Annotated in this window: 19 protein-coding genes; 3 read left to right on the forward strand and 16 right to left on the reverse strand. The window is 69.4% G+C overall.

Annotated features, from left to right (window positions below; genetic code table 11):
• Window position 1 precedes the first annotated feature (1 nt).
• The 11 genes from aroQ to ABCR94_RS20075 all read right to left on the reverse strand — a co-directional run bounded on the left by aroQ (window position 2) and on the right by ABCR94_RS20075 (window position 10,225).
• Complete coding sequence (aroQ, locus tag ABCR94_RS20025) at window positions 2–451, reverse strand: type II 3-dehydroquinate dehydratase (protein WP_347120901.1); 450 nt, start codon at window positions 449–451, stop codon at window positions 2–4.
• A complete protein-coding gene (gene aroB / locus ABCR94_RS20030; RefSeq protein WP_347120902.1) occupies window positions 448–1,545 on the reverse strand; it encodes a 3-dehydroquinate synthase in 1,098 nt (365 codons plus the stop codon). Before aroB ends, aroQ begins: the two co-directional genes overlap by 4 nt.
• Window positions 1,542–2,057: a shikimate kinase gene (locus ABCR94_RS20035; RefSeq protein WP_347120903.1), complete on the reverse strand. Its 516-nt coding sequence runs from the start codon at window positions 2,055–2,057 to the stop codon at window positions 1,542–1,544. Before ABCR94_RS20035 ends, aroB begins: the two co-directional genes overlap by 4 nt.
• Complete coding sequence (aroC, locus tag ABCR94_RS20040; RefSeq protein WP_347120904.1) at window positions 2,054–3,238, reverse strand: chorismate synthase; 1,185 nt, start codon at window positions 3,236–3,238, stop codon at window positions 2,054–2,056. Before aroC ends, ABCR94_RS20035 begins: the two co-directional genes overlap by 4 nt.
• Before the next feature lie 126 nt (window positions 3,239–3,364).
• On the reverse strand, window positions 3,365–3,640 hold the full coding sequence (locus ABCR94_RS20045; RefSeq protein ID WP_347120905.1) for a hypothetical protein: 276 nt from the start codon (window positions 3,638–3,640) through the stop codon (window positions 3,365–3,367).
• Between the two features lie 35 nt (window positions 3,641–3,675).
• Window positions 3,676–4,518: a shikimate dehydrogenase gene (locus ABCR94_RS20050; protein WP_347120906.1), complete on the reverse strand. Its 843-nt coding sequence runs from the start codon at window positions 4,516–4,518 to the stop codon at window positions 3,676–3,678.
• Window positions 4,496–6,211: an endolytic transglycosylase MltG gene (mltG, locus tag ABCR94_RS20055; protein WP_347120907.1), complete on the reverse strand. Its 1,716-nt coding sequence runs from the start codon at window positions 6,209–6,211 to the stop codon at window positions 4,496–4,498. Before mltG ends, ABCR94_RS20050 begins: the two co-directional genes overlap by 23 nt.
• A gap of 126 nt (window positions 6,212–6,337) precedes the next feature.
• On the reverse strand, window positions 6,338–6,802 hold the full coding sequence (ruvX, locus tag ABCR94_RS20060; RefSeq protein WP_347120908.1) for a Holliday junction resolvase RuvX: 465 nt from the start codon (window positions 6,800–6,802) through the stop codon (window positions 6,338–6,340).
• Window positions 6,803–6,808: 6 nt separating this feature from the next.
• Window positions 6,809–9,478, reverse strand: coding sequence for an alanine--tRNA ligase (alaS, locus tag ABCR94_RS20065; RefSeq protein WP_347120909.1), 2,670 nt, complete (start codon window positions 9,476–9,478; stop codon window positions 6,809–6,811).
• The gene (locus tag ABCR94_RS20070; protein WP_347120910.1) at window positions 9,478–9,789 is read right to left on the reverse strand and encodes a DUF6167 family protein; all 312 of its coding nucleotides are present in this window, start codon (window positions 9,787–9,789) and stop codon (window positions 9,478–9,480) included. The genes alaS and ABCR94_RS20070 overlap by 1 nt, the downstream gene beginning before the upstream one ends.
• 7 nt (window positions 9,790–9,796) lie before the next feature.
• Entirely contained in the window at window positions 9,797–10,225 is a 429-nt protein-coding gene (locus ABCR94_RS20075) for a DUF948 domain-containing protein (protein WP_347120912.1), read from the reverse strand.
• Window positions 10,226–10,373: 148 nt separating this feature from the next.
• On the opposite strand from ABCR94_RS20075, the gene ABCR94_RS20080 reads away from it, so the two are divergent.
• Window positions 10,374–12,545: an ATP-binding protein gene (locus ABCR94_RS20080; RefSeq protein ID WP_347120914.1), complete on the forward strand. Its 2,172-nt coding sequence runs from the start codon at window positions 10,374–10,376 to the stop codon at window positions 12,543–12,545.
• Window positions 12,546–12,589: 44 nt separating this feature from the next.
• Here ABCR94_RS20080 and rpsD read toward each other — a convergent pair whose 3' ends face one another.
• On the reverse strand, window positions 12,590–13,204 hold the full coding sequence (gene rpsD, locus ABCR94_RS20085; RefSeq protein WP_283520647.1) for a 30S ribosomal protein S4: 615 nt from the start codon (window positions 13,202–13,204) through the stop codon (window positions 12,590–12,592).
• Between the two features lie 185 nt (window positions 13,205–13,389).
• Here rpsD and ABCR94_RS20090 point away from each other — a divergent pair, with 185 nt between their 5' ends.
• Entirely contained in the window at window positions 13,390–14,079 is a 690-nt protein-coding gene (locus ABCR94_RS20090) for a DUF2470 domain-containing protein (protein ID WP_347121362.1), read from the forward strand.
• Window positions 14,080–14,227: 148 nt separating this feature from the next.
• Here ABCR94_RS20090 and ABCR94_RS20095 read toward each other — a convergent pair whose 3' ends face one another.
• From ABCR94_RS20095 to ABCR94_RS20110, 4 genes are all read right to left on the reverse strand, one after another.
• Entirely contained in the window at window positions 14,228–15,583 is a 1,356-nt protein-coding gene (locus tag ABCR94_RS20095) for a replication-associated recombination protein A (protein ID WP_347120915.1), read from the reverse strand.
• Window positions 15,584–15,630: 47 nt separating this feature from the next.
• Window positions 15,631–16,260, reverse strand: coding sequence for a vitamin K epoxide reductase family protein (locus ABCR94_RS20100; RefSeq protein WP_347120916.1), 630 nt, complete (start codon window positions 16,258–16,260; stop codon window positions 15,631–15,633).
• A 375-nt stretch (window positions 16,261–16,635) separates the two neighbouring features.
• Entirely contained in the window at window positions 16,636–17,898 is a 1,263-nt protein-coding gene (gene hisS, locus ABCR94_RS20105) for a histidine--tRNA ligase (RefSeq protein ID WP_347120917.1), read from the reverse strand.
• Window positions 17,899–17,909: 11 nt separating this feature from the next.
• A complete protein-coding gene (locus ABCR94_RS20110; RefSeq protein ID WP_347120919.1) occupies window positions 17,910–18,617 on the reverse strand; it encodes an MBL fold metallo-hydrolase in 708 nt (235 codons plus the stop codon).
• A 159-nt stretch (window positions 18,618–18,776) separates the two neighbouring features.
• Between ABCR94_RS20110 and ABCR94_RS20115 the strand changes: the two genes are divergently transcribed.
• On the forward strand, window positions 18,777–19,595 hold the full coding sequence (locus ABCR94_RS20115) for a peptidylprolyl isomerase (protein ID WP_347121364.1): 819 nt from the start codon (window positions 18,777–18,779) through the stop codon (window positions 19,593–19,595).
• The last annotated feature ends 133 nt before the right edge of the window (window positions 19,596–19,728 follow it).

A 19,728-nucleotide genomic window follows, 5' to 3' on the forward strand; every position in this document is an offset into this window, starting at 1 on the left:
GTCAGCCGTCGAGTTCGTCGGCGAGGGCGCGCAGGGCCAGGCGGTAGGAACCGATGCCGAAGCCCGCGATCGTGCCGCTGGCGACGGCCGCGACCACCGAGGTGTGGCGGAATTCCTCGCGTGCGTACGGATTCGAAATGTGCACCTCGATGAGCGGCGCGGTGCGCTGGGCGGCCGCGTCCCGCATTGCGTACGAGTAGTGCGTGAAAGCACCCGGGTTGAGAACGACCGGAATCGAACCGTCCGCGGCCTCGTGCAGCCAGCGGATCAGCTCGCCCTCGTCGTTGGTCTCGCGGACATCGACGTCGAAGCCGAGCTGCTTGCCGAGCCGCCCGCACTCCTCGACGAGTCCGCTGTAGGAGGTCGCCCCGTAGACATCGGGCTCGCGGGAGCCGAGCCTGCCGAGGTTGGGCCCGTTGAGTACCAGCACCCGCCGCGTCGCCGCCGTCACTTGGACACCTCGCCGTAGGCAGCCAGCAGCACCGCCGGGTCCGGGCCCTCAAGGACCGTCGGCTTGGCGAGACCGTCGAGGACGATGAAGCGCAGCAGATTGCCGCGGGACTTCTTGTCGACCTTCATGGTCTCTAGGAGCTTGGGCCACTGGTCGCCGCGGTAGGTGAGCGGCAGCCCGACCGACTCCAGGACCGCGCTGTGCCGGTCGGCGGTCGCGTCGTCGAGGCGGCCCGCGAGACGGCCCAGTTCGGCGGCGAAGACCATACCGATGGACACCGCGGCGCCGTGCCGCCAGTTGTAGCGCTCGTTCTTCTCGATGGCGTGCGCGAGGGTGTGCCCGTAGTTGAGGATCTCGCGCAGACCCGATTCCTTGAGGTCGCTGGAGACCACATCGGCCTTGACCCGGATGGCGCGCTCGATCAGCTCGGCGGCGTGCCGCCCGTCGGGCGAACGGGCCCCCACCGGGTCCTCCTCGATCAGTTCGAGGATCACCGGGTCGGCGATGAAGCCCGCCTTGATGACCTCGGCGAGACCGCTGATGTAGTCGTTGACCGGCAGCGAGTCCAGCGCCACCAGGTCGCACAGCACACCGACCGGCGGGTGGAAGGCGCCGACGAGGTTCTTGCCCTCGGCGGTGTTGATGCCGGTCTTGCCGCCGACCGCCGCGTCGACCATGCCCAGCACGGTCGTCGGTACGGCGACCCAGCGCACCCCGCGCAGCCAGGTCGCCGCGACGAAGCCCGCCACATCGGTGGTGGCGCCGCCGCCGACGCCGACGATGACGTCGGTGCGGGTGAAGTTGGTCTGGCCGAGCGCCTTCCAGCAGTACGCCGCGACCTCGACGGTCTTGGACTCCTCTGCGTTCGGCAGCTGGATCGCGATGACCTCGTAGCCCTGGCTCGCGAGGTCCTCACGGATCGCCTCACCGGTGCCGGCGAGCGCCTCCGGGTGCAGGACGGCCACCCGCTTGGCGCGCTCGCCGATCAGCCCGGGGAGCTCCCCGAGGAGCTGCCGTCCGACCAGCACCTCGTACGGCTCCGCGCCCTCGCTGCCGCCGACCTGGATACGGGTGGGTGCTGCCTGCTCCGTCATGCTTCCTTCAATTCCAGTGCGTCGAGGACCGCCTGGGCGACCTCTTCGGGGGTGCGGTCGTCGGTGGCGACGACGGCTCCGGCGACCTCGGTGTAGAGAGGGCGGCGCGCCTCCATCAGGAGCTTCCACTGCTGGCGCGGGTTGACGGCCAGCAACGGCCGCGCGGTGTTGAGCCCGACGCGCTTGAGTGCCTCGCCCACGTTCATGGAGAGATAGACGACGGGCTGTCCGGCCAGGGCCGCGCGGGTGCCCTCGTCGAGGACCGCGCCGCCGCCCAGGGAGAGTACGCCGGTGTGCTCGGCGAGCGCCGCACGCACCGCCTCGCGCTCCAGATCACGGAAGTACGGTTCGCCCGCTTCGACGAAGATCTCCGAGATCGACCGGCCCTCGGCCTCGACGATGTCCGCGTCGGTGTCCCGGTACGCACAGCCGAGCCGCTCGGCGAGCAGCTCGCCGACCGTGGACTTGCCGACCCCCATGGGGCCGACCAGGACGACCTGCGGCCCGGTCACCGTACGACCAGGGTGTCGAGGTAGCCCTGTACGTTTCGGCGGGTCTCGCCGACGCTGTCGCCGCCGAACTTCTCACCGACCGCGTCCGCGAGTACCAGCGCGACCATGGCCTCGGCGACGATCCCGGCGGCGGGCACGGCGCACACGTCGGAGCGCTGGTGGTGGGCAGCGGCCACCTCACCGGTGGCGGTGTCGATGGTGGCCAGGGCGCGCGGCACGGTCGCAATGGGCTTCATCGCGGCCCGGACACGCAGCAGTTCACCGGTGGACATGCCGCCCTCGGTGCCGCCGGCCCGGCCGGACGTGCGCCGCACGCCGTCCTTGGTCGGGACGATCTCGTCGTGCGCCTGGGAGCCGGGCACCCGGGCGAGGCCGAAGCCGTCGCCGACCTCGACGCCCTTGATGGCCTGGATGCCCATGAGGGCGGCGGCCAGCCGGGCGTCCAGGCGCCGGTCCCAGTGCACGAACGAGCCGAGGCCCACCGGCACGTTGTACGCGAGGACCTCGACGACGCCGCCCAGAGTGTCGCCGTCCTTGTGGGCCTGGTCGATCTCGGCGACCATCGCCTCGCTGGCGGCCGCGTCCAGGCAGCGCACCGGGTCCGCGTCGAGCTTCGCCTCGTCGCCGGGCACCGGGACGACGCCGTACGGCGCCTTGGCCCCGGCCAGCTCCACGACGTGCGACACGATCTCGATGCCGGTCGTCTGCTTGAGGTACGAGCGGGCGACCGTGCCCAGCGCGACGCGGGCCGCGGTCTCCCGGGCGCTGGCGCGCTCCAGGACCGGGCGGGCCTCGTCGAGTGCGTACTTCTGCATGCCCGCGAGGTCGGCGTGGCCGGGGCGCGGGCGGGTCAGCGGGGCGTTACGGGCGAGCTTGGCCAGCTCGTCGGGGTCGACCGGGTCGGCCGACATGACCTGCTCCCACTTGGGCCACTCGGTGTTGCCCACCATGATCGCGACGGGACCGCCCATGGTCAGGCCGTGCCGTACGCCGCCGAGGAAGGTGACTTCGTCCTTCTCGAACTTCATGCGGGCACCGCGGCCATAGCCGAGCCGCCGCCGGGCCAGCGCGTCCGCCACCATGTCCGTGGTGATGGGTACGCCGGAGGGAAGGCCCTCCAGCGTCGCGACGAGTGCGGGGCCGTGGGACTCCCCCGCGGTCAGCCAGCGCAACCTGCTCAACGATGCTCCTCATGCTCGCGCCCGAACTGCTACGGCGCGACCGGGTGCGCGGCCCTGGCCCGCCATCCCCGATCCTCCCACGAACGAGCATCGCGCCCGGCCCCAGGTCCAGCAGTCGGACGACCGTCAGGCCCGGTCGCCGTCCCTGGGCGCGTACGAGCCGAGGTAGTCGGCGCCGCGTCCCTGGCCGTACTGGGCGGCGGCGTGGATGGGCCGCCCGGAGCGCACCGCACGCCGGTATTCGATCTTCCGCTTGATCTTCACCGACCAGACGGCCACGAAACCGACCACGACCAGCGCGAGCACCGCCATCTGGACCCAGTCGGGTGCGAAGGTGAAGAGGCCGTCGATGACCTTGCCGATGCCCGAGGCTTGTGGCAGCCCTGTTTCGATGGTGCTCATGATGTTGTCCCCCGTTACGTGCGTGAGCTCTTCTTCTAACCGGCGGCGAGCGCCTGTTCCCCAGCTTTCCGCATCACAGCGAGCGGCGCCGCGGTGTGTCCGGTCATCTGCTTCACCTGGAGGACCGCCTGGTGCACCAGGAGGTCGAGACCGCCTACGACCGCGCCGCCGCGCGCCGACCAGGCACCGGCCAGAGCGGTCGGCCAGGGGTTGTACAGGACGTCGAAGAGCGTGCCCGGGTGGTCGGGGACGGCCTTCGCGAGGTCGTCGGTGGCGCCGGCCGGGGTGGTCGCCACGACCAGCGGCGCGCTCAGCGCCAGGTCCGCCTCCGCCCAGTCCGCGATACGCACCCGTACCCCGAGCCGCTCCCCCCACTGCCGCATCTCGTTCGCGCGGGCCGCGCTGCGGACGTACGCGGTGACCGGGCCCGTGCAGATGTGGGAGAGCGCGGCGAGCGCCGAGGACGCGGTGGCGCCGGCGCCCAGGACGGCGGCGGACTCGACCTGGTGCACGCCCCGCTCACGCAGTGCGGCGAGCATCCCGGGGATGTCGGTGTTGTCGCCGGTGCGGCGGCCGTCCTCGGTGAACACGACGGTGTTGACCGCCTCGACCGAGGCCGCCGTGTCGCTGACCGAGTCGAGCAGCGGGATGATCGCGCGCTTGAGCGGCATGGTCAGCGACAGCCCCGCCCAGGAGGCGTCGAGCCCCTCCACGAAGCCGGTGAGCGCGGCCTCGTCCACCTCGAAGCGGTCGTACGACCAGTGGGCGAGACCGAGCTCCTGATAGGCGGCGCGGTGCAGCACGGGTGAGAGCGAGTGGGCGATGGGCGACCCGAGAACGGCAGCCCGGCGCGCCTCAGCCGATTCCCTGGCTTTCATTGAACTTGTCCTTCAGCTTATTGAATTCGGCGATGGTCTTGGCGAATTCCGTCTTGTTCTCACCGTCGGTCGCCACGAAATACAGCCAGCCGTCCTTCGTCGGGTTCAGGGCGGCGGCCATCGCATCGGAGCCCGGGTTTCCGATGGGGCCGGGGGTAAGGCCCTTGTGGAAATAGGTGTTGTACGGGTCCGGGTTGCTGTTGATCTCGGACTCGCTGATCTTGATGTTGCTCTGGCCCCTGAGGTAATTGAAGGCCGAGTCGAACTGGAGCTTCTGGTTCGTCTGGTCATTGTCGGGCTTGAGGCGGTTGTAGACGACTTCGGCCATTTTGCGGAAGTCGTCGTGCGTCTTGCCCTCGGCCTGCACGAGGCTGGCGACCGTGACGAGCTGCAACGGGGAGTCGAGACCCAGCCGGTTGGCCTGCGCTTCGAGGTCCTGGCTCGCGTACTGACCGCTGGCCCGGGAGACCATTTCCTTGAGTACGGACTTGGGGGTCGACTTTCGGCCCACGTCGTACCGCGCCGGATAGAGGAATCCCTCCAGCGGGTCCTTGATCTTCGTATTGTCATTCGCCCAGCCGGGCAGTCCGAGATTCTTGGACTCGCTTCTCGCGACGTCCCGGGTCGTCCCGTCCTTGAGCTTCAACCGCTTGTCGATCTCGGCGTAGATCTTTACGTTCCGCCAGCCTTCGCTGATGATCAGGGCGTTCAGGTTCGACGGATTGATCATCACTTCGAGAGCTGCCTTGGCTGACATCTCTTTTTTCAGCGGGTAGACGCCGGGCTGAATTCCCTGGGCCTTGGGGTTTCCTGCCGCCACCGATACGAAGGCTCCGGCGCTCTTGACCACGCCTTCCTTCTCCAGGACCGAGCCGATCTGGCCCGTGCCCGCACCCTTGGGAACCGTGATCTCGACCGAGCCCGTGCCGGCGCCCACGAAGTCGGCCGGCTCGCCGAAGCGGTCCTGCCAGAACTCGTAGCCGAAGTAGGCGACCCCGCCCACACCGCCGGCCATCACCAGTGACAGGACCAGGCAGGCACAGCCGGTGCGGCTCTTCTTCTTCTTTTTGGTCTTGCCCCGGCGGTCGCCGCCGCGCCCCCGGCCGTTCTCGTCCGGATCGTCGTCCTGCTCACCGTCGTCGTCGCGGTCGTCGGCGCCGGTGAAGAAGGGGTGCTCCTCGGGAGCCCCGGCCTCGGGCCCGCCGTCCCACTCCGCGTTCTCGTCCGGTGCGCTGTGGCGCTGACCGGGCGGCTGCGGCGGGGGGTACGCCTCGGGCGTGCCGTAGTAGTCGGGGCTCTCGCCGCCGTAGCCGGGCTGCTGTCCGCCGTACGGGTCGGCCGGATTCACGTCGTACGGTACGGCGCCCTGCTGCTGGCCCGTGTCCCAGCCGGCGTTGTTGTACTGCTGCTGGTCCGGGTACCCGGGCTGCTGCGGCTGTTGTTGCTGGTGCGGTTGCTGCTGGTGCTGCCGCCCGTCGTACGGAGGCTGATGCGGCTGCTGCCCGTCGTAGTAGGGCTGCTGCGGCGGCTGCTGCTGCTGCCCGTCGTAGTACGGCTGCTGGGGCTGCTGCCGCTGGCCGCCGTAGGAACCCTGGCCGTGCGCGGCCTGCTGCCCGTCCCACCCCGGGTCCCCGTACAACGGGTCATCGGGATGCCACGGTTCACGACCTGTGCCACGGCCATAGTCAGTCATCAAACCCCATAGAGCCGCGAGGCGTCGGCTGCATCGCGCGTGGGGCACGGCAACCGGTTCCGCCTCTTCTTTGTGCGGCAGCTGTTCGAACACCGCCGCATCGCGCGGAACGTTACCGTATCGCGATCAGACAACCACTTCGACGCCCTCGCCTGGGGCTCTACCTGAGCCCCGTTCGGCCTCAAGCGCGTTCTGAAGGATGACAATTGCGGCCGCTTGGTCGATAATCGACCGGCCTTTCTTGGACTTCACGCCCGAAGCGCGCAGCCCCTGACTGGCCGTCACTGTGGTCATCCTCTCGTCGACCAGTCGCACCGGGACGGGCGCGATGCCGCGCGCTATTTCCTGGGCGAAGATCCGCACCTTGGCCGCGGCCGGCCCCTCGCCCCCGCTGAGGGAGCGAGGGAGGCCGACGACGACCTCGATGGGTTCGTACTCGTCGACGAGCTGCTTCAGGCGCCGGTGGGCGGCCGGGACGTCACGTCCCGGCACGGTCTCCACCGGCGTGGCGAGGACCCCGTCGGGGTCGCACGAGGCGACCCCGATCCGGGCTTCCCCGACGTCGATCGCAAGGCGACGGCCTCTGCGCACGGCGGGTCAGGCCGCTTCGGCGACGGCGCGCTCGACGGCGGCCACGGCGTCCCCGATGGCCTCCACGTTCTGACCGCCGCCCTGGGCGACGTCCGGCTTGCCGCCGCCACCACCCCCGAGGGTCTTGGCGGCCGTACGGACCAGCTCGCCGGCCTTCAGACCGCGCTCGCGGGCGGCCTCGTTGGTGGCGATGACCGTCAGCGGGCGCCCGCTGACGGTGGTGAACAGCGCGACCACGGCGGCGCGGTCCCCCTGGATGCGGCCACGGACGTCGAGGACCAGCTTGCGCAGGTCGTCGGCGGAGGTGCCGTCGGGCACCTGGCCGGTGACCAGGGCGACGCCGTGCACGTCCTTGGCACCGGAGACCAGACCGGCGGCGGCCTGCAGGACCTTGTCGCCGCGGAACTTCTCGATTTCCTTCTCGGCGTCCTTGAGCTTGGCGAGCATCCCGGCGATCTTCTCGGGAAGCTCCTCGGGACGGCCCTTGACCAGCTCCTGGAGCTGGGCGACGACGGTGTGTTCCCTGGCCAGGAAGTTGTACGCGTCGACACCGACCAGGGCCTCGACACGCCGTACGCCCGAGCCGATCGAAGACTCGCCGAGCAGCTTCACCAGTCCCAGCTGGGCGGTGTTGTTGACGTGCGTACCGCCGCACAGCTCCTTGGAGAAGTCACCGATGGTGACCACGCGCACGCGGTCGCCGTACTTCTCACCGAACTCGGCGATGGCGCCCTGCTTCTTGGCCTGCTCCATGGACATCACCTCGGCGGTGACGTCCAGCTCCCGGGAGAGCACCTCGTTGATCTTCTGCTCGACGTCGGTGAGGACGGCGCCGGGCACAGCGGCGGGCGAGCCGAAGTCGAAGCGGAACCGGCCGGGCGAGTTCTCGGAGCCGGCCTGGGCGGCCGTCGGGCCGAGAGCGTCGCGCAGCGCCTGGTGCGTGAGGTGCGTGGCGCTGTGGGCGCGGGCGATGGCCCTGCGGCGCGTCAGGTCGATGGCGGCGTGCGCGGAAGCGCCCACCGTCACCTCGCCGACCTGCACGGTTCCCTTGTGGACGCTGATGCCGGCGACCGGCTGCTGTACGTCGCGCACGACCACGATCGCGCCGGAGTCGAGCCTGATGCGGCCCTGGTCGGCCTGTTGGCCGCCGCCCTCGGCGTAGAACGGGGTGCGGTCGAGGACGATCTCGACCTCGTCGCCCTCGGTGGCGGCCGGCGAGGGCACACCGTCGACGAGCAGGCCCACGACGGTGGACTCACCCTCGGTGTTGGCGTACCCGGTGAACTCGGTGGTGCCCGAGACGTCGGCGACCTGGCGATAGGCGGAGAGGTCGGCGTGGCCGGTCTTCTTGGACCTGGCGTCGGCCTTGGCGCGCTCCCGCTGGTCCTTCATCAGACGGCGGAAACCGTCCTCGTCCACGGACAGCCCCTGCTCGGCAGCCATCTCCAGGGTGAGGTCGATCGGGAAGCCCCAGGTGTCGTGGAGCAGGAAGGCCTTCTCACCGGCGAGGACCTGCGCCCCCGAGGCCTTGGTCTCGGTGACGGCGTTGTCGAGGATGTTGGTGCCGGCCTTCAGCGTCTTGACGAAGGCGGCCTCCTCGGCCAGCGCCACGGTCTCGATGCGCTTGCGCTCGGTGAGCAGCTCCGGGTACTGCTCGCCCATGGTCTTGATGACCGTGTCGACGAGCTCGGCGACGACCGGCCCGTTGGCGCCGAGGAGGCGCATGTTGCGGATGGCGCGGCGCATGATGCGGCGCAGCACATAGCCGCGGCCCTCGTTGCCGGGGGTGACGCCGTCGCCGATGAGCATCACCGACGTACGGATGTGGTCGGTGACGACGCGCAGGGAGACATCCGAGGCGTGTTCGGCGCCGTACCGCACGCCGGTCAGCTCGGTGGCCTTGTCGATGACGACCTGCGAGGTGTCGATCTCGTACAGGTTCTGCACGTCCTGGAGGATCATCGCCAGGCGTTCGAGGCCGAGACCGGTGTCGATGTTCTTGGACGGCAGGTCGCCGAGGATCGGGAAGTCGTCCTTGCCCTCGCCGGCGCCGCGCTCGTACTGCATGAAGACCAGGTTCCAGATCTCCACGTAGCGCTCGTCGTTGACGGCGGGGCCGCCCTCGACGCCGAAGTCCGGGCCCCGGTCGTAGTTGATCTCGGAGCACGGGCCGCACGGTCCTGGCACGCCCATGGACCAGAAGTTGTCCTTCTTGCCCAGGCGCTGGATGCGCTCGGCGGGCACGCCGACCACCTCGCGCCAGATCTGCTCGGCCTCGTCGTCGTCCAGGTAGACCGTGATCCACAGGCGCTCGGGGTCCAGGCCGTAGCCACCGTCCGCGACGGAGCTGGTCAGCAGCTCCCAGGCGAACTTGATGGCGCCTTCCTTGAAGTAGTTCCCGAAGGAGAAGTTGCCGCACATCTGGAAGAACGTGCCGTGCCGGGTGGTCTTGCCGACCTCTTCGATGTCCGGCGTACGCACGCACTTCTGCACGCTGGTGACGCGCGGGCCGGGCGGCTTGACCTCGCCGAGAAAGTACGGCTTGAAGGGCACCATGCCCGCGTTGACCAGCAGCAGAGTCGGGTCGTCCGCAATGAGCGACGCCGAAGGGACGACGGTGTGACCGCGTTCCTCGTAGAAGCGCAGCCAGCGACGGCGGATTTCAGCCGACTCCATTAGTGATCCTCATTCCGGTTGTACGAATGCTTGGGGTGCTCGATGGCAGCGATGCGTCGCTGCGCGGGAAGTTCGGGGTCGTTCTGTATCTGCAGGCCGAACGCCTCGCCCAGCTCGCTCTCGCGCTGCGCCATGCCCGCCCGGACGTCGAGCGCGAAGTCCTTGAGCCGGTGACCTGCCTCGACCGCCTTGTCGGCGGCCTGCGCCGCGAGGCTCTCCGGCGTCAGCTGCTTGATCTTGCGGTTGACCTTGGTGGTGGCCCACACACCGGCTGCGGCGCCCGCGGTGAACCAGAACGTACGGCGGAACATTGCGGCTTCAGCCCTTCCGCTTCCTGCGTCGGTCGGACGGCACTGCCCGGCCGACGATGACGGCACGCCGGGACGGTTGGGCCGGCATGTCCTTGCTGCGGCCGATGGCCCGGCGTACGCCGTACCCGAAGGCCGCGACCTTGACCAGCGGGCCGCCGAAGGTGGACGCGACGGTGGTGGAGAGCGCCGAAGCGTTGGAGGTGACTTCCTGGACGTCCGTGGCGATGGCGTCGACCCGGTCGAGCTGGGTCTGCGCGGAGCGCACGGTCGCGGAGGCGTCGGCGAGCAGCGGGACTGCCTGCTCGGTCACGTCCGCCATCAGCTTGGTCGTCGCCCTGAGCGTCTGGGCCAGCCTCACCAGCACCACGGCGAGGAAGGAGACCAGAATCGCCCAGAAGACGGCCACCAGGATCCCGGCCACCTCTCCACCGGACACTTTGCACCGCTCCCTTTGCGTGAAAAAAGTCGTCCTGCGAGCCTATCGCGCCGGGGCTCACCGCCCGTACCGCATTACGCGGGCGTGCAGCGGGAGTTGTCCAGGACGATTGCACGGAGTGCTTACACGTCAGTACGCTCCGTGTTCTATGCGACGCTCTTCTCGCCCCGGGGCCCGGTCCGCCGCTCACGGCAATCTACCGACGGAGCTGAATCGATTTGTGGGGCGCCACGAGGAGCTCGCGCAACTCGGCCGGCTGCTCACGGACGCCCGGCTGGTCACCGTGACCGGGGTCGGTGGCGTCGGTAAGACACGCTTCGCGCTGCGCGCGGCGGACGTTCTGCAGGAACGGTACGCCGACGGGGTGTGGCTCGCCGAGCTGTCGACTCTCCCCGATCCCGAACTGCTTGAGCACGCGGTCGTCGAGGCGCTCGGGCTGACCGACCACACCAGCAGGCCGCCGCGCGGCGTGCTCCTCGAACATCTCGCCGGGCGTGAATTCCTGCTGGTGCTCGACGGGTTCGAGCACCTCGTCGACGCCTGCGCCGACCTGGTCAGGGAGCTGCTGCGACGGACGCCGGGGCTGCGTGTGCTGGCCACCGGGCGGATGCCGCTGGCCATCGACGGAGAGCAGGCCTTCGAACTGGCGCCCATGCCCTCGCCCGACGCGGTGGCGCTCTTCACCGACCGGGCCATCGGCTGGCAGCCCGCCTTCCGGCTGACGGACGACAATGGCGCCACCGTCGAGGAGCTGTGCCGGCGCCTCGACGGAATTCCCCTCGCTCTGGAACTGGCCGCCGGCCGGCTCCGCGCCCTGTCCGTCGAGCAGGTGCTGGACCGGCTCGACGACCGTTTCCGGCTGCTGACCGGCGGCGCCAGGGGCGCGCTCCCCCGCCACCAGACGCTGCGTACGGCCATCGGCTGGAGCCATGAACTGTGCACGCCCGAGCAGCGGTTGCTGTGGGCGCGCCTCTCGGTGTTCGCGGGGCAGTTCGACCTGGAGGCCGCCGAGTACGTGTGCGGCGGCCCCGAACTGCCGGGCGCCGATGTACTCGACGTACTCGATGAGCTGCTCGCGCAGTCCGTCGTGACCCGCGAGGACTCCGCGTCCGGTGTCCGCTACCGGATGCTGGACACCGTCAGGGAGTACGGCGGCGACTGGCTGACGGCGACGGGCGACTCGGCGCGGCTGTCACGCAGACACCGCGACTGGTATCTGGGGCTGGCGACCTGGTGCGAACTGGACTGGTTCAGCCCCCGTCAGGCCGAGGTGGCGGCGCGCGTCGACAGCGAACTGCCCAATCTCCGCAAGGCGATGGAGTACTCGCTGGACAGCCCGCTGGAGGCGCACCTGGGCCAGTATCTCGCGGGCACGCTGTGGTTCTACTGGGTCGGCTGCGGTCGCCTGGCGGAGGGCCGACACTGGCTGGACCACGCGTTGGAGGCGGAGACCGAGCACGAGGCGTACCAGCTGAAGGCGCTGTGGGTGCTCGGCCATGTGACCGTGCTGCAGGGGGACGTGATCGGGGCGCTCGCCGCGCTCCAGGAGTGCCGCGACGGCGCCGAACTGTCCGGCAACGCGGCCGCGACGGCGTACGCCGTGCACAGGTCGGGGTGTCTGGCGCTGGTGTCCGACGACATGCCGCGCGCCGAGGAGCTGCTGCGGGAGGCGCTGGTGCGCTACCGGGAGATCGGCGAGCTCAACAGCAATGTGCTGATGGGGCAGGTGGAGTTGGCCATGGCGGTGGCGTTCCGCGGCGATCTGGCGCAGGCCGTACTGATCTGCGAGGAGGTCACCGAGGTCTGCGAGGACCACGGGGAACGCTGGACTCTCGCGTACGCGCTGGCCTACGTGGCGCGGACCCACGGCCGCCCGGAACGGGCCCGGGAGCTGCTCGTGGAGTGCCTCGCCATCGACCGCACCTTCCACGACCTGCTCGGCCTGGTGCTCGCGCTGGAGCTGCTGGCGCTGGTGACTCTGGACCAGGACGATCCGGCAGAGGCGGCCGTGCTGCAGGGGGCGGCCGAGCGGATCTGGCCGTCGGTGGGACTGCCCCTGTTCGGCTCGGCGTACTTCAGCGAGCCGCACACGCTGTGCGAGCAGCAGGCCCGCGAGCGCCTCCGCGACGGCACCTACGAGAAGCTCAGGCGCGAGGGCGCCGAGCTCGCCATGGACACGGCGGTCGCCAGGGCGCTGGCCGGACCGGTCCGCCCGGCGGCTCTGCGGTCGCGTGCGGTGCCTCCACCCAGGGAAAACGCCCCGCACACGCGCGAACCCGCCGCCTCCCGCCCGGTGAGGAGCGAGGAGACGACGGGCTGAGGCGCTCTGACCGAGCCGCTTACGCCTGAGCTACGTACGCCTGATCAGCGGGCGTAGTACTCGACGACGAGCTGCTCGTCACAGATGACCGGGATTTCCTTGCGGTTCGGGTCGCGGTCCAGGCGGAAGGCCAGGGCCTTCAGGTTCACCTGGAGGTAGCGCGGCGTCTCACCGTCGGTGTCGTAACCACCCTCGCGGGCAACCTGGAAGGGGTGCTTCTCGCGGCTGCGCTCGCGGACCATCACGACGTCGTCGGGACGGACGCGGAACGACGGCTTGTCGACCTTGCCACCGTTGACCTCGATGTGGCCGTGAACGACCATCTGGCGGGCCTGGTAGATCGTGCGGGCGATGCCCGAACGAAGGATCAGCGCGTCGAGGCGGCGCTCAAGCTCGACGACCAGCGCCTCGCCCGTCTTGCCTTCGGCCTTCTTGGCGCGGTCGTACGCGCGGGCCATCTGCTTCTCGCTGATGTCGTACTGGGCGCGCAGACGCTGCTTTTCGAGCAGACGAACCTTGTAGTCCGAGTTCTGCTTGCGCCCACGGCCGTGCTCGCCCGGCGGGTACGGGCGGGCTTCGAAGTACTTGACAGCCTTCGGCGTCAGTGCGATACCGAGCGCACGTGACTTCTTGACCTTGGGACGCGACTGGTTAGGCACGTTCTCCGGACCTCCGTTGTAGGTTAGGTTAGGCTCACCTTACTCAAGGAGATCGTATGTCTCGCCCGGGGAACACCAGTCACATCACGGACAACACGAAGAAGGCCGACGCTCAGGGCATCGACGCGACGGAGGTCCGATCAGATCGTGGTCAGCCGCGTCCCAGCGGACTTGAAATCGCACGGATGCCGTCAGCAGCCGAACGCACACGAACTCTCGTACAGAGTACCTCCTCCGCGGTGCTCCTCATCCCGGGGCTTGAGGGAGCACGTCCGGAGCAGCTGACACCCGTGGAACGGAGCGTGGGACCCGACGGTGAGGTGTTCCTGCTCTTCCCCGCTGACTCACCGGCCGTACGCGCCGCCACGCACGCCCAGGACGACGAGCTGACCGCGGTGCTGGAGATCACCGATGTCGCGCCGGTCTCGGTGCCCAACCGTATCCGTGGCCGCGCCTGGGTCACCGGCTGGCTCACCGCGGTGCGCGGGATCGCCGACCCCGGCCGCATGCTGCTGCGGCTCGAAGTCGGCGAGGCCTGCGTGGACGACCTGTGGGGCACCGGCTCCGTGGAGCCCGAGGATTTCGCCTCGGCGACCGCGGATCCCCTGGTGGCGCACGAGGCCGACCTCCTCCAGCATCTGCACACGGCGCACAGCGACCAGGTGCGCGAGCTGGGCGACCTGGTGGACGAAGGGGCGGACGCGGACTGGCAGAGCGCGGTGCCGGTGGCACTGGACCGGTTCGGGCTGCGGGTGCGCTTCCAGGCGGCCGGCGGGCGGATCTTCGACGCGCGGTTCGACTTCCGGGAGCCGGTGGCAGACATCATCGAGCTGCGCCGGGCCATGCATCAGCTCTTCGACGCGGCGGCGCACTGAGGAGCCGCGCGCGCAGACCCGCCCGCCCGGGATCCGGCTCACCGGCTGAGCGGGCCGGATCCCGGGCGGCTCACTTCGGGCAGGTCACGAACGTCACTTCCGGCGCGCCCACGACCGTACCGGCCTCGACGGTCCGGGGCGGGTGTCGCTACGAGCCGTCCCCGCGCAGCCGCTCGCGCACCTTGTCGACCACATCGGCGTAACGCGCCTCCGCGCCGTAACGCGTGGGGGTGTAGTACTGCTTGCCGTGCACGGCGTCCGGTGCGTACTGCTGGGCGGCGATGGCGCCCGGCACATCGTGCGGGTACACATAGCCCTGCGCGTGGCCGAGCTTGGCCGCGCCCTTGTAGTGACCGTCGCGCAGATGCGCGGGGACCGGGCCCGCGAGTCCCTTGCGTACGTCGTCCTGGGCGGCTGAGATCGCCATGGTCGCGGCGTTGGACTTGGGCGCGAGGGCCAGCGCGATGGTGGCGTGGCTCAGGGTGAGAGCGGCCTCCGGGAAGCCGATCATGGCCACGGCCTGGGCGGCGGCCACGGCCGTCGGCAGCGCCGTCGGGTCGGCGAGGCCGATGTCCTCGCTGGCCGAAATCATCAGCCGCCGGGCGATGAACCGGGGGTCCTCCCCCGCTTCGATCATCCGGGCCAGGTAGTGCAGCGCCGCGTCGACGTCGGAGCCGCGGATGGACTTGATGAGCGCGCTCGCCACGTCGTAGTGCTGGTCCCCGTCCCGGTCGTACTTCACCGCCGCGCGGTCGACGGTCTCCTCGACCGTTTCGAGGGTGATCTCCTGGTCGCTCTTGGAGATCGCCGCCCCCGCTGCGGCCTCCAGGGCGGTGAGCGCGCGCCTGGCATCGCCGCCCGAGATCCGCAGCAGATGCGCCTCGGCGTCCTCGGCCAGGGTGACGGCGCCGCCCAGGCCCCGGTCCTCGGTGAGCGCCCGGTGTATCAGGGCGCTCAGGTCGTCGTCGGTCAGCGACTCCAGCGTGAGCAGCAGGGACCGGGAGAGCAGCGGCGAGATGATCGAGAAGTATGGATTCTCGGTGGTCGCTGCGATGAGCGTGACCCAGCGGTTCTCGACGGCGGGCAGCAGCGAGTCCTGCTGGGCCTTGCTGAAGCGGTGGATCTCGTCAAGGAAGAGGACGGTCTCCTTGCCGTAACCGCCCGAGGCGCGCCGGGCGCTGTCGATGACGGTCCGGACTTCCTTGACCCCGGCGGTGATCGCGGAGAGCTCGACGAAGCGCTTCTGGGTGGCCTGGCTGACGACGTACGCCAGCGTCGTCTTGCCGATGCCGGGCGGGCCCCAGAGGAGCACGGACGAGGGGCCCGCGGGGCCGCCGCCGCCCTCGTCGACCAGGCGGCGCAGCGGCGATCCCGGCTTCAGCAGATGCTGCTGGCCGACCACCTCGTCGAGGGTGCGCGGACGCATCCGTACAGCCAGCGGACTGCTGGACGGATCCTTCAACTGACGGTCTTCCGCGGCTGCGGTGAATAGGTCGGGCTCCACGCATGAAGCCTATGTCAGCCCACTGACAACGCCTTCGGATCAGCTGGTCAGCTGGTCCAGAAGTCCCACCAGCGCGTCAGGATCAGCATCCCGATGACGCCGATCCACAGCACGGGAGGCACCCAGTGAAACTCCAGCAGACCCTTCCGCAGACCCTCGGGGGCCGGGATGAACCGGTGCTTGATGTTGTGCGTAGTGACGTAGCAGAACATCACGATGGTGGCGACCCAGGCCAGGCAGCACCAGAGGCAGAGCGAGTTGATGTTGTACAGCGACTGGTACTGGAGCCAGGTGCAGAACCCGACGCCGAATACGGTGCCCGCGTTCAGCCCGAGCCAGAACCAGCTCCGGTAGCGCGCGCCGGCCAGCAGTCCCACGCCGATGCAGACGACCATCGCGTACGCCACGAGGCCGAGCATCGGGTTGGGGAACCCGAAGGCCTCGGCCTGCTCGCTCTTCATGATGTTGCCGCAGGCCACCACAGGGTTGAGGCTGCAGCCCGGTGTGAAGGTCGGATCCTCAATGAGCTTGATCTTGTCGATCGTGATGACCCAGGAGGCCAGCAGTCCGGCCGCCCCGGTGATCACCAGCAGCAGGGCCAACGCGCGACCGCTGCCGACCGCGCCCCTCGCTCCTTCACGGTCGGAGGACACGTCGTCTACCACTGCAGTCGTCATATCGCCGTTCCATCGCTCAGGGGCTGCCGGGCAGGGTCATTGTGCCGCACCAGCACCCGTTTCCGCTGTTCGATGGACATAAGGACGGGCCCGGGGCCGCGCGCATGGCCCACGGAAACAGCTTGGACCTGGGCATCCGCCAACAAGGGCGCCATGGGCGACGGTGGCGCCCGTAAGGGGTGAGCGCTGCGGTGAAGTTGACGTCTGGTGGGCCCTAACACGCCGTCCGACACACCGTTTCACACGGTGCTCCATGCACAACTCCCCGCAGTGTGGGAGTGATCCCGCGGCGATGAACAGCGCGAGTGGTTCCGGAGCGTGCTCCCCGCGGAAGCAGGCTCGGGCCGGACGCCGGGTGCCGTCCGGCCCACTATTTTACGCGAGCCGCGAGCGCAGAGTTTCGACGATCGTGTCGAGGGCTACCGCTTCCTGCTCGCCGGACTCCATGTCCTTGAGCTGAGCGACTCCTTCAGCCAGGTCGCGCTCACCAGCCACGATCGTGTACCGCGCACCGCTGCGGTTCGCCGTTTTCATGGCCCCCTTGAGGCCCCGGCCACCGTACGAGAAGTCCGTAGCCACGCCTTCCCGGCGCAGCCGCGTCACCACGCCGAACAGGACCCGGCGGGCCTCCTCGCCCAGCGGCACCGCGAACACGCTGGTGGTGGCGGGGAGTTCGAGGGTGATGCCCTCGGCCTCCAGCGCCAGCACGGTGCGGTCCACGCCCAGTGCCCAGCCGACGGACGGCAGCGCGGGGCCACCGATCATCTCGGACAGGCCATCGTAGCGGCCGCCGCCGCCCACGGCGGACTGCGAACCGAGGCCGTCGTGCACAAACTCGAAGGTCGTGCGCGTGTAGTAGTCGAGGCCGCGCACCAGCTTCTCGTCGTCCTCGTACACGACGCCCGCGGCCGTCAGCAGCTCGCGGACCTCCTCGTGGTACGCCTTGCACGCGTCGCACAGATAGTCGCGCAGCAGCGGCGCGCCCACCAGCTGCTTCTGGACGTCGGCGCGCTTGTCGTCGAGGACCCGCAGCGGGTTGATCTCGATGCGACGGCGGGTCTCCTCGTCCAGGTCGAGACCGCGCAGGAAGCCCTGGAGCACGTCCCGGTAGACGGGGCGGCACTCCTTGTCGCCCAGCGAGTTCAGCAGGATGCGGAACTCGCGCAGGCCGAGCGCGCGGTACGCCTGGTCGGCCAGGATGATCAGCTCGGCGTCCAGCGCCGGGTCCTCCATACCGATCGCCTCGGCGCCGACCTGGGAGAAGTGGCGGTAGCGGCCCTTCTGCGGGCGCTCGTAGCGGTAGTACGAGCCGGAGTACCAGAGCTTGACCGGGAGGCTGCCCGCCTTGTGCAGGTTGGCCTCAAGCGCCGCCCGCAGCACGGAGGCGGTGCCCTCGGGGCGCAGGGCCAGCTTGTCGCCGCCCTTGGTCTCGAAGGCGTACATCTCCTTGGAGACAATGTCGGTGGACTCCCCGACACCGCGCGAGAACAGCTCGACGTTCTCGAAGCCGGGCGTCTCGACATAGCCGTAGCCGGAGTTCTCCAGCGGCGCCGCGATGGCCTCACGGACCGCGAGGTACGTCGCGGAGTCCGGCGGAAGCAGGTCGTACGTGCCCTTGGGGGCCTGAAAAGTGCTCACGGAATCTCTCGTCACATTCCTCGTCGTGGAGCGGGAGCCGCTCCCCGGCCGGCCGCCACCTGCCGCAGGTACGGGTTGGTGGCGCGCTCGTGGCCGATGGTCGTCTGGGCGCCGTGGCCGGACAGCACCACGGTCGGGTCGCTGAGCGGCAGGCACACCCTGGCCAGCGAACCGAGCAGCTCGGCGTGGTCGCCGCCAGGCAGGTCCGAGCGTCCGACGGAGCCGGCGAACAACAGGTCGCCCGAGAAGAACACCGGCGGAACATCGCCGGACTCGGGCATCTTGAAGGTCACCGACCCCTTGGTATGGCCGGGCGCGTGCGAGACGGTGAGGTCGAGTCCCGCGAGCTTCAGCTCCGCGCCGTCGTTGAGCTCCCTGAGGTCGTCCGGCTCCCCCACGGTCAGCTCGCCCATCAGCGGCATGCCGATGGAGCGGCCGAGCGCCTTCTCCGGGTCGCTCATCATGTACCGGTCGGCGGGGTGGATCCACGCGGGTACGTCGTGCGCTCCGCACACCGGGACCACCGAGGCGACATGGTCGATGTGGCCATGGGTGAGGATGACGGCGACCGGCTTGAGCCGATGCTTCCGGAGCGTCTCTTCGACTCCCGCGGTGGCCTGGTGGCCCGGGTCGATGATCACGCACTCCTCGCCTGCGGCGGGGGCGACCACGTAACAGTTGGTCCCCCAGGCCCCGGCGGGGAACCCGGCAATTAGCACGATCGTCCTCAATGTGTCGTCCGACAAGAGATCGCTGCGTCGAATGGCAGCGGATCAAAGCCTACCGGCGCTGCTCATCCCACAGGTAACCCATATACGGTACGGGCAAGCTCAGGTCGGCCGACTGCAGTGACAGACGAGACGTACGAGGAGACACCGGTGGTCAACAACGATCAGCGGCGGCGGCAGCTCGCCCGTGAAAAGTTCGAACGCCAGCAGCTGCGCCGCGCTGCGGCGAAGCGCAAGTCGCGGCGGCGCAATGCCGTGATCGCCTCGGCGCTCGCCGTGGTGCTGGCGGCCGGGGCCGCCGCGTTCGCCACCGGCAGCCTGGGGGGCGACGACAAGAAGGACGACAGCAAGGACACCGTCGCCGATTCCACGCCCAGTGCGTCGCCTTCGAAGGGCCCCGACCCCTGCAAGAAGCCAGCGGCCGGTGCGATCAAGAAGCTGTCGTACAAGAAGGAGCCGGCGCTCACCATCGACAAGTCCGCCGCGTACACGATGAAGCTGCAGACCACCTGTGGTGACATCACGCTCGGCCTGGACGCGGCGAAGGCGCCCCGCACGGTGAACTCCTTCAACTTTCTTGCATCCAAGGGCTACTTCGACCACACGAAGTGCCACCGGCTGACGACGAACGGCATCTTCGTCCTGCAGTGCGGCGACCCGACCGCGCAGGGCTCGGGCACGCCCGGCTACAAGCTGCCCGACGAGAACCTGAAGGACCCGAAGCTCAAGGGCGGCGTCTACCCGGCGGGCACGGTCGCGATGGCGAACGCGGGCCCGGGTACCGGAGGCAGCCAGTTCTTCCTCGTGTACCAGGACAGCAAACTGCCTGCCAACTACACGCCGTTCGGCACCATCAAGGGTGGTCAGGACGTGCTGAAGAAGATCGCTGGTGCTGGTGAGGCGACCGGTCAGGGTGACGGGGCGCCGAATGCGACCGTCGTCATCGACAAGGCGACCGTCACCAAGTAAATCCGGAAGTGCGGGATGCGGACAGCCGCCCTGCGGTTCGCCTATGTTGGCGGAGTGCGGGGCGCCTGTGACCCGCGAAAAGAAACTGTGGACGATGCCCGGGGGTCTTCGCGCTCCTGACAGGCATCATGTG

Origin of the sequence: Streptomyces changchenzhani (assembly GCF_039766235.1) — a bacterium.
Lineage (GTDB): Bacteria > Actinomycetota > Actinomycetes > Streptomycetales > Streptomycetaceae > Streptomyces.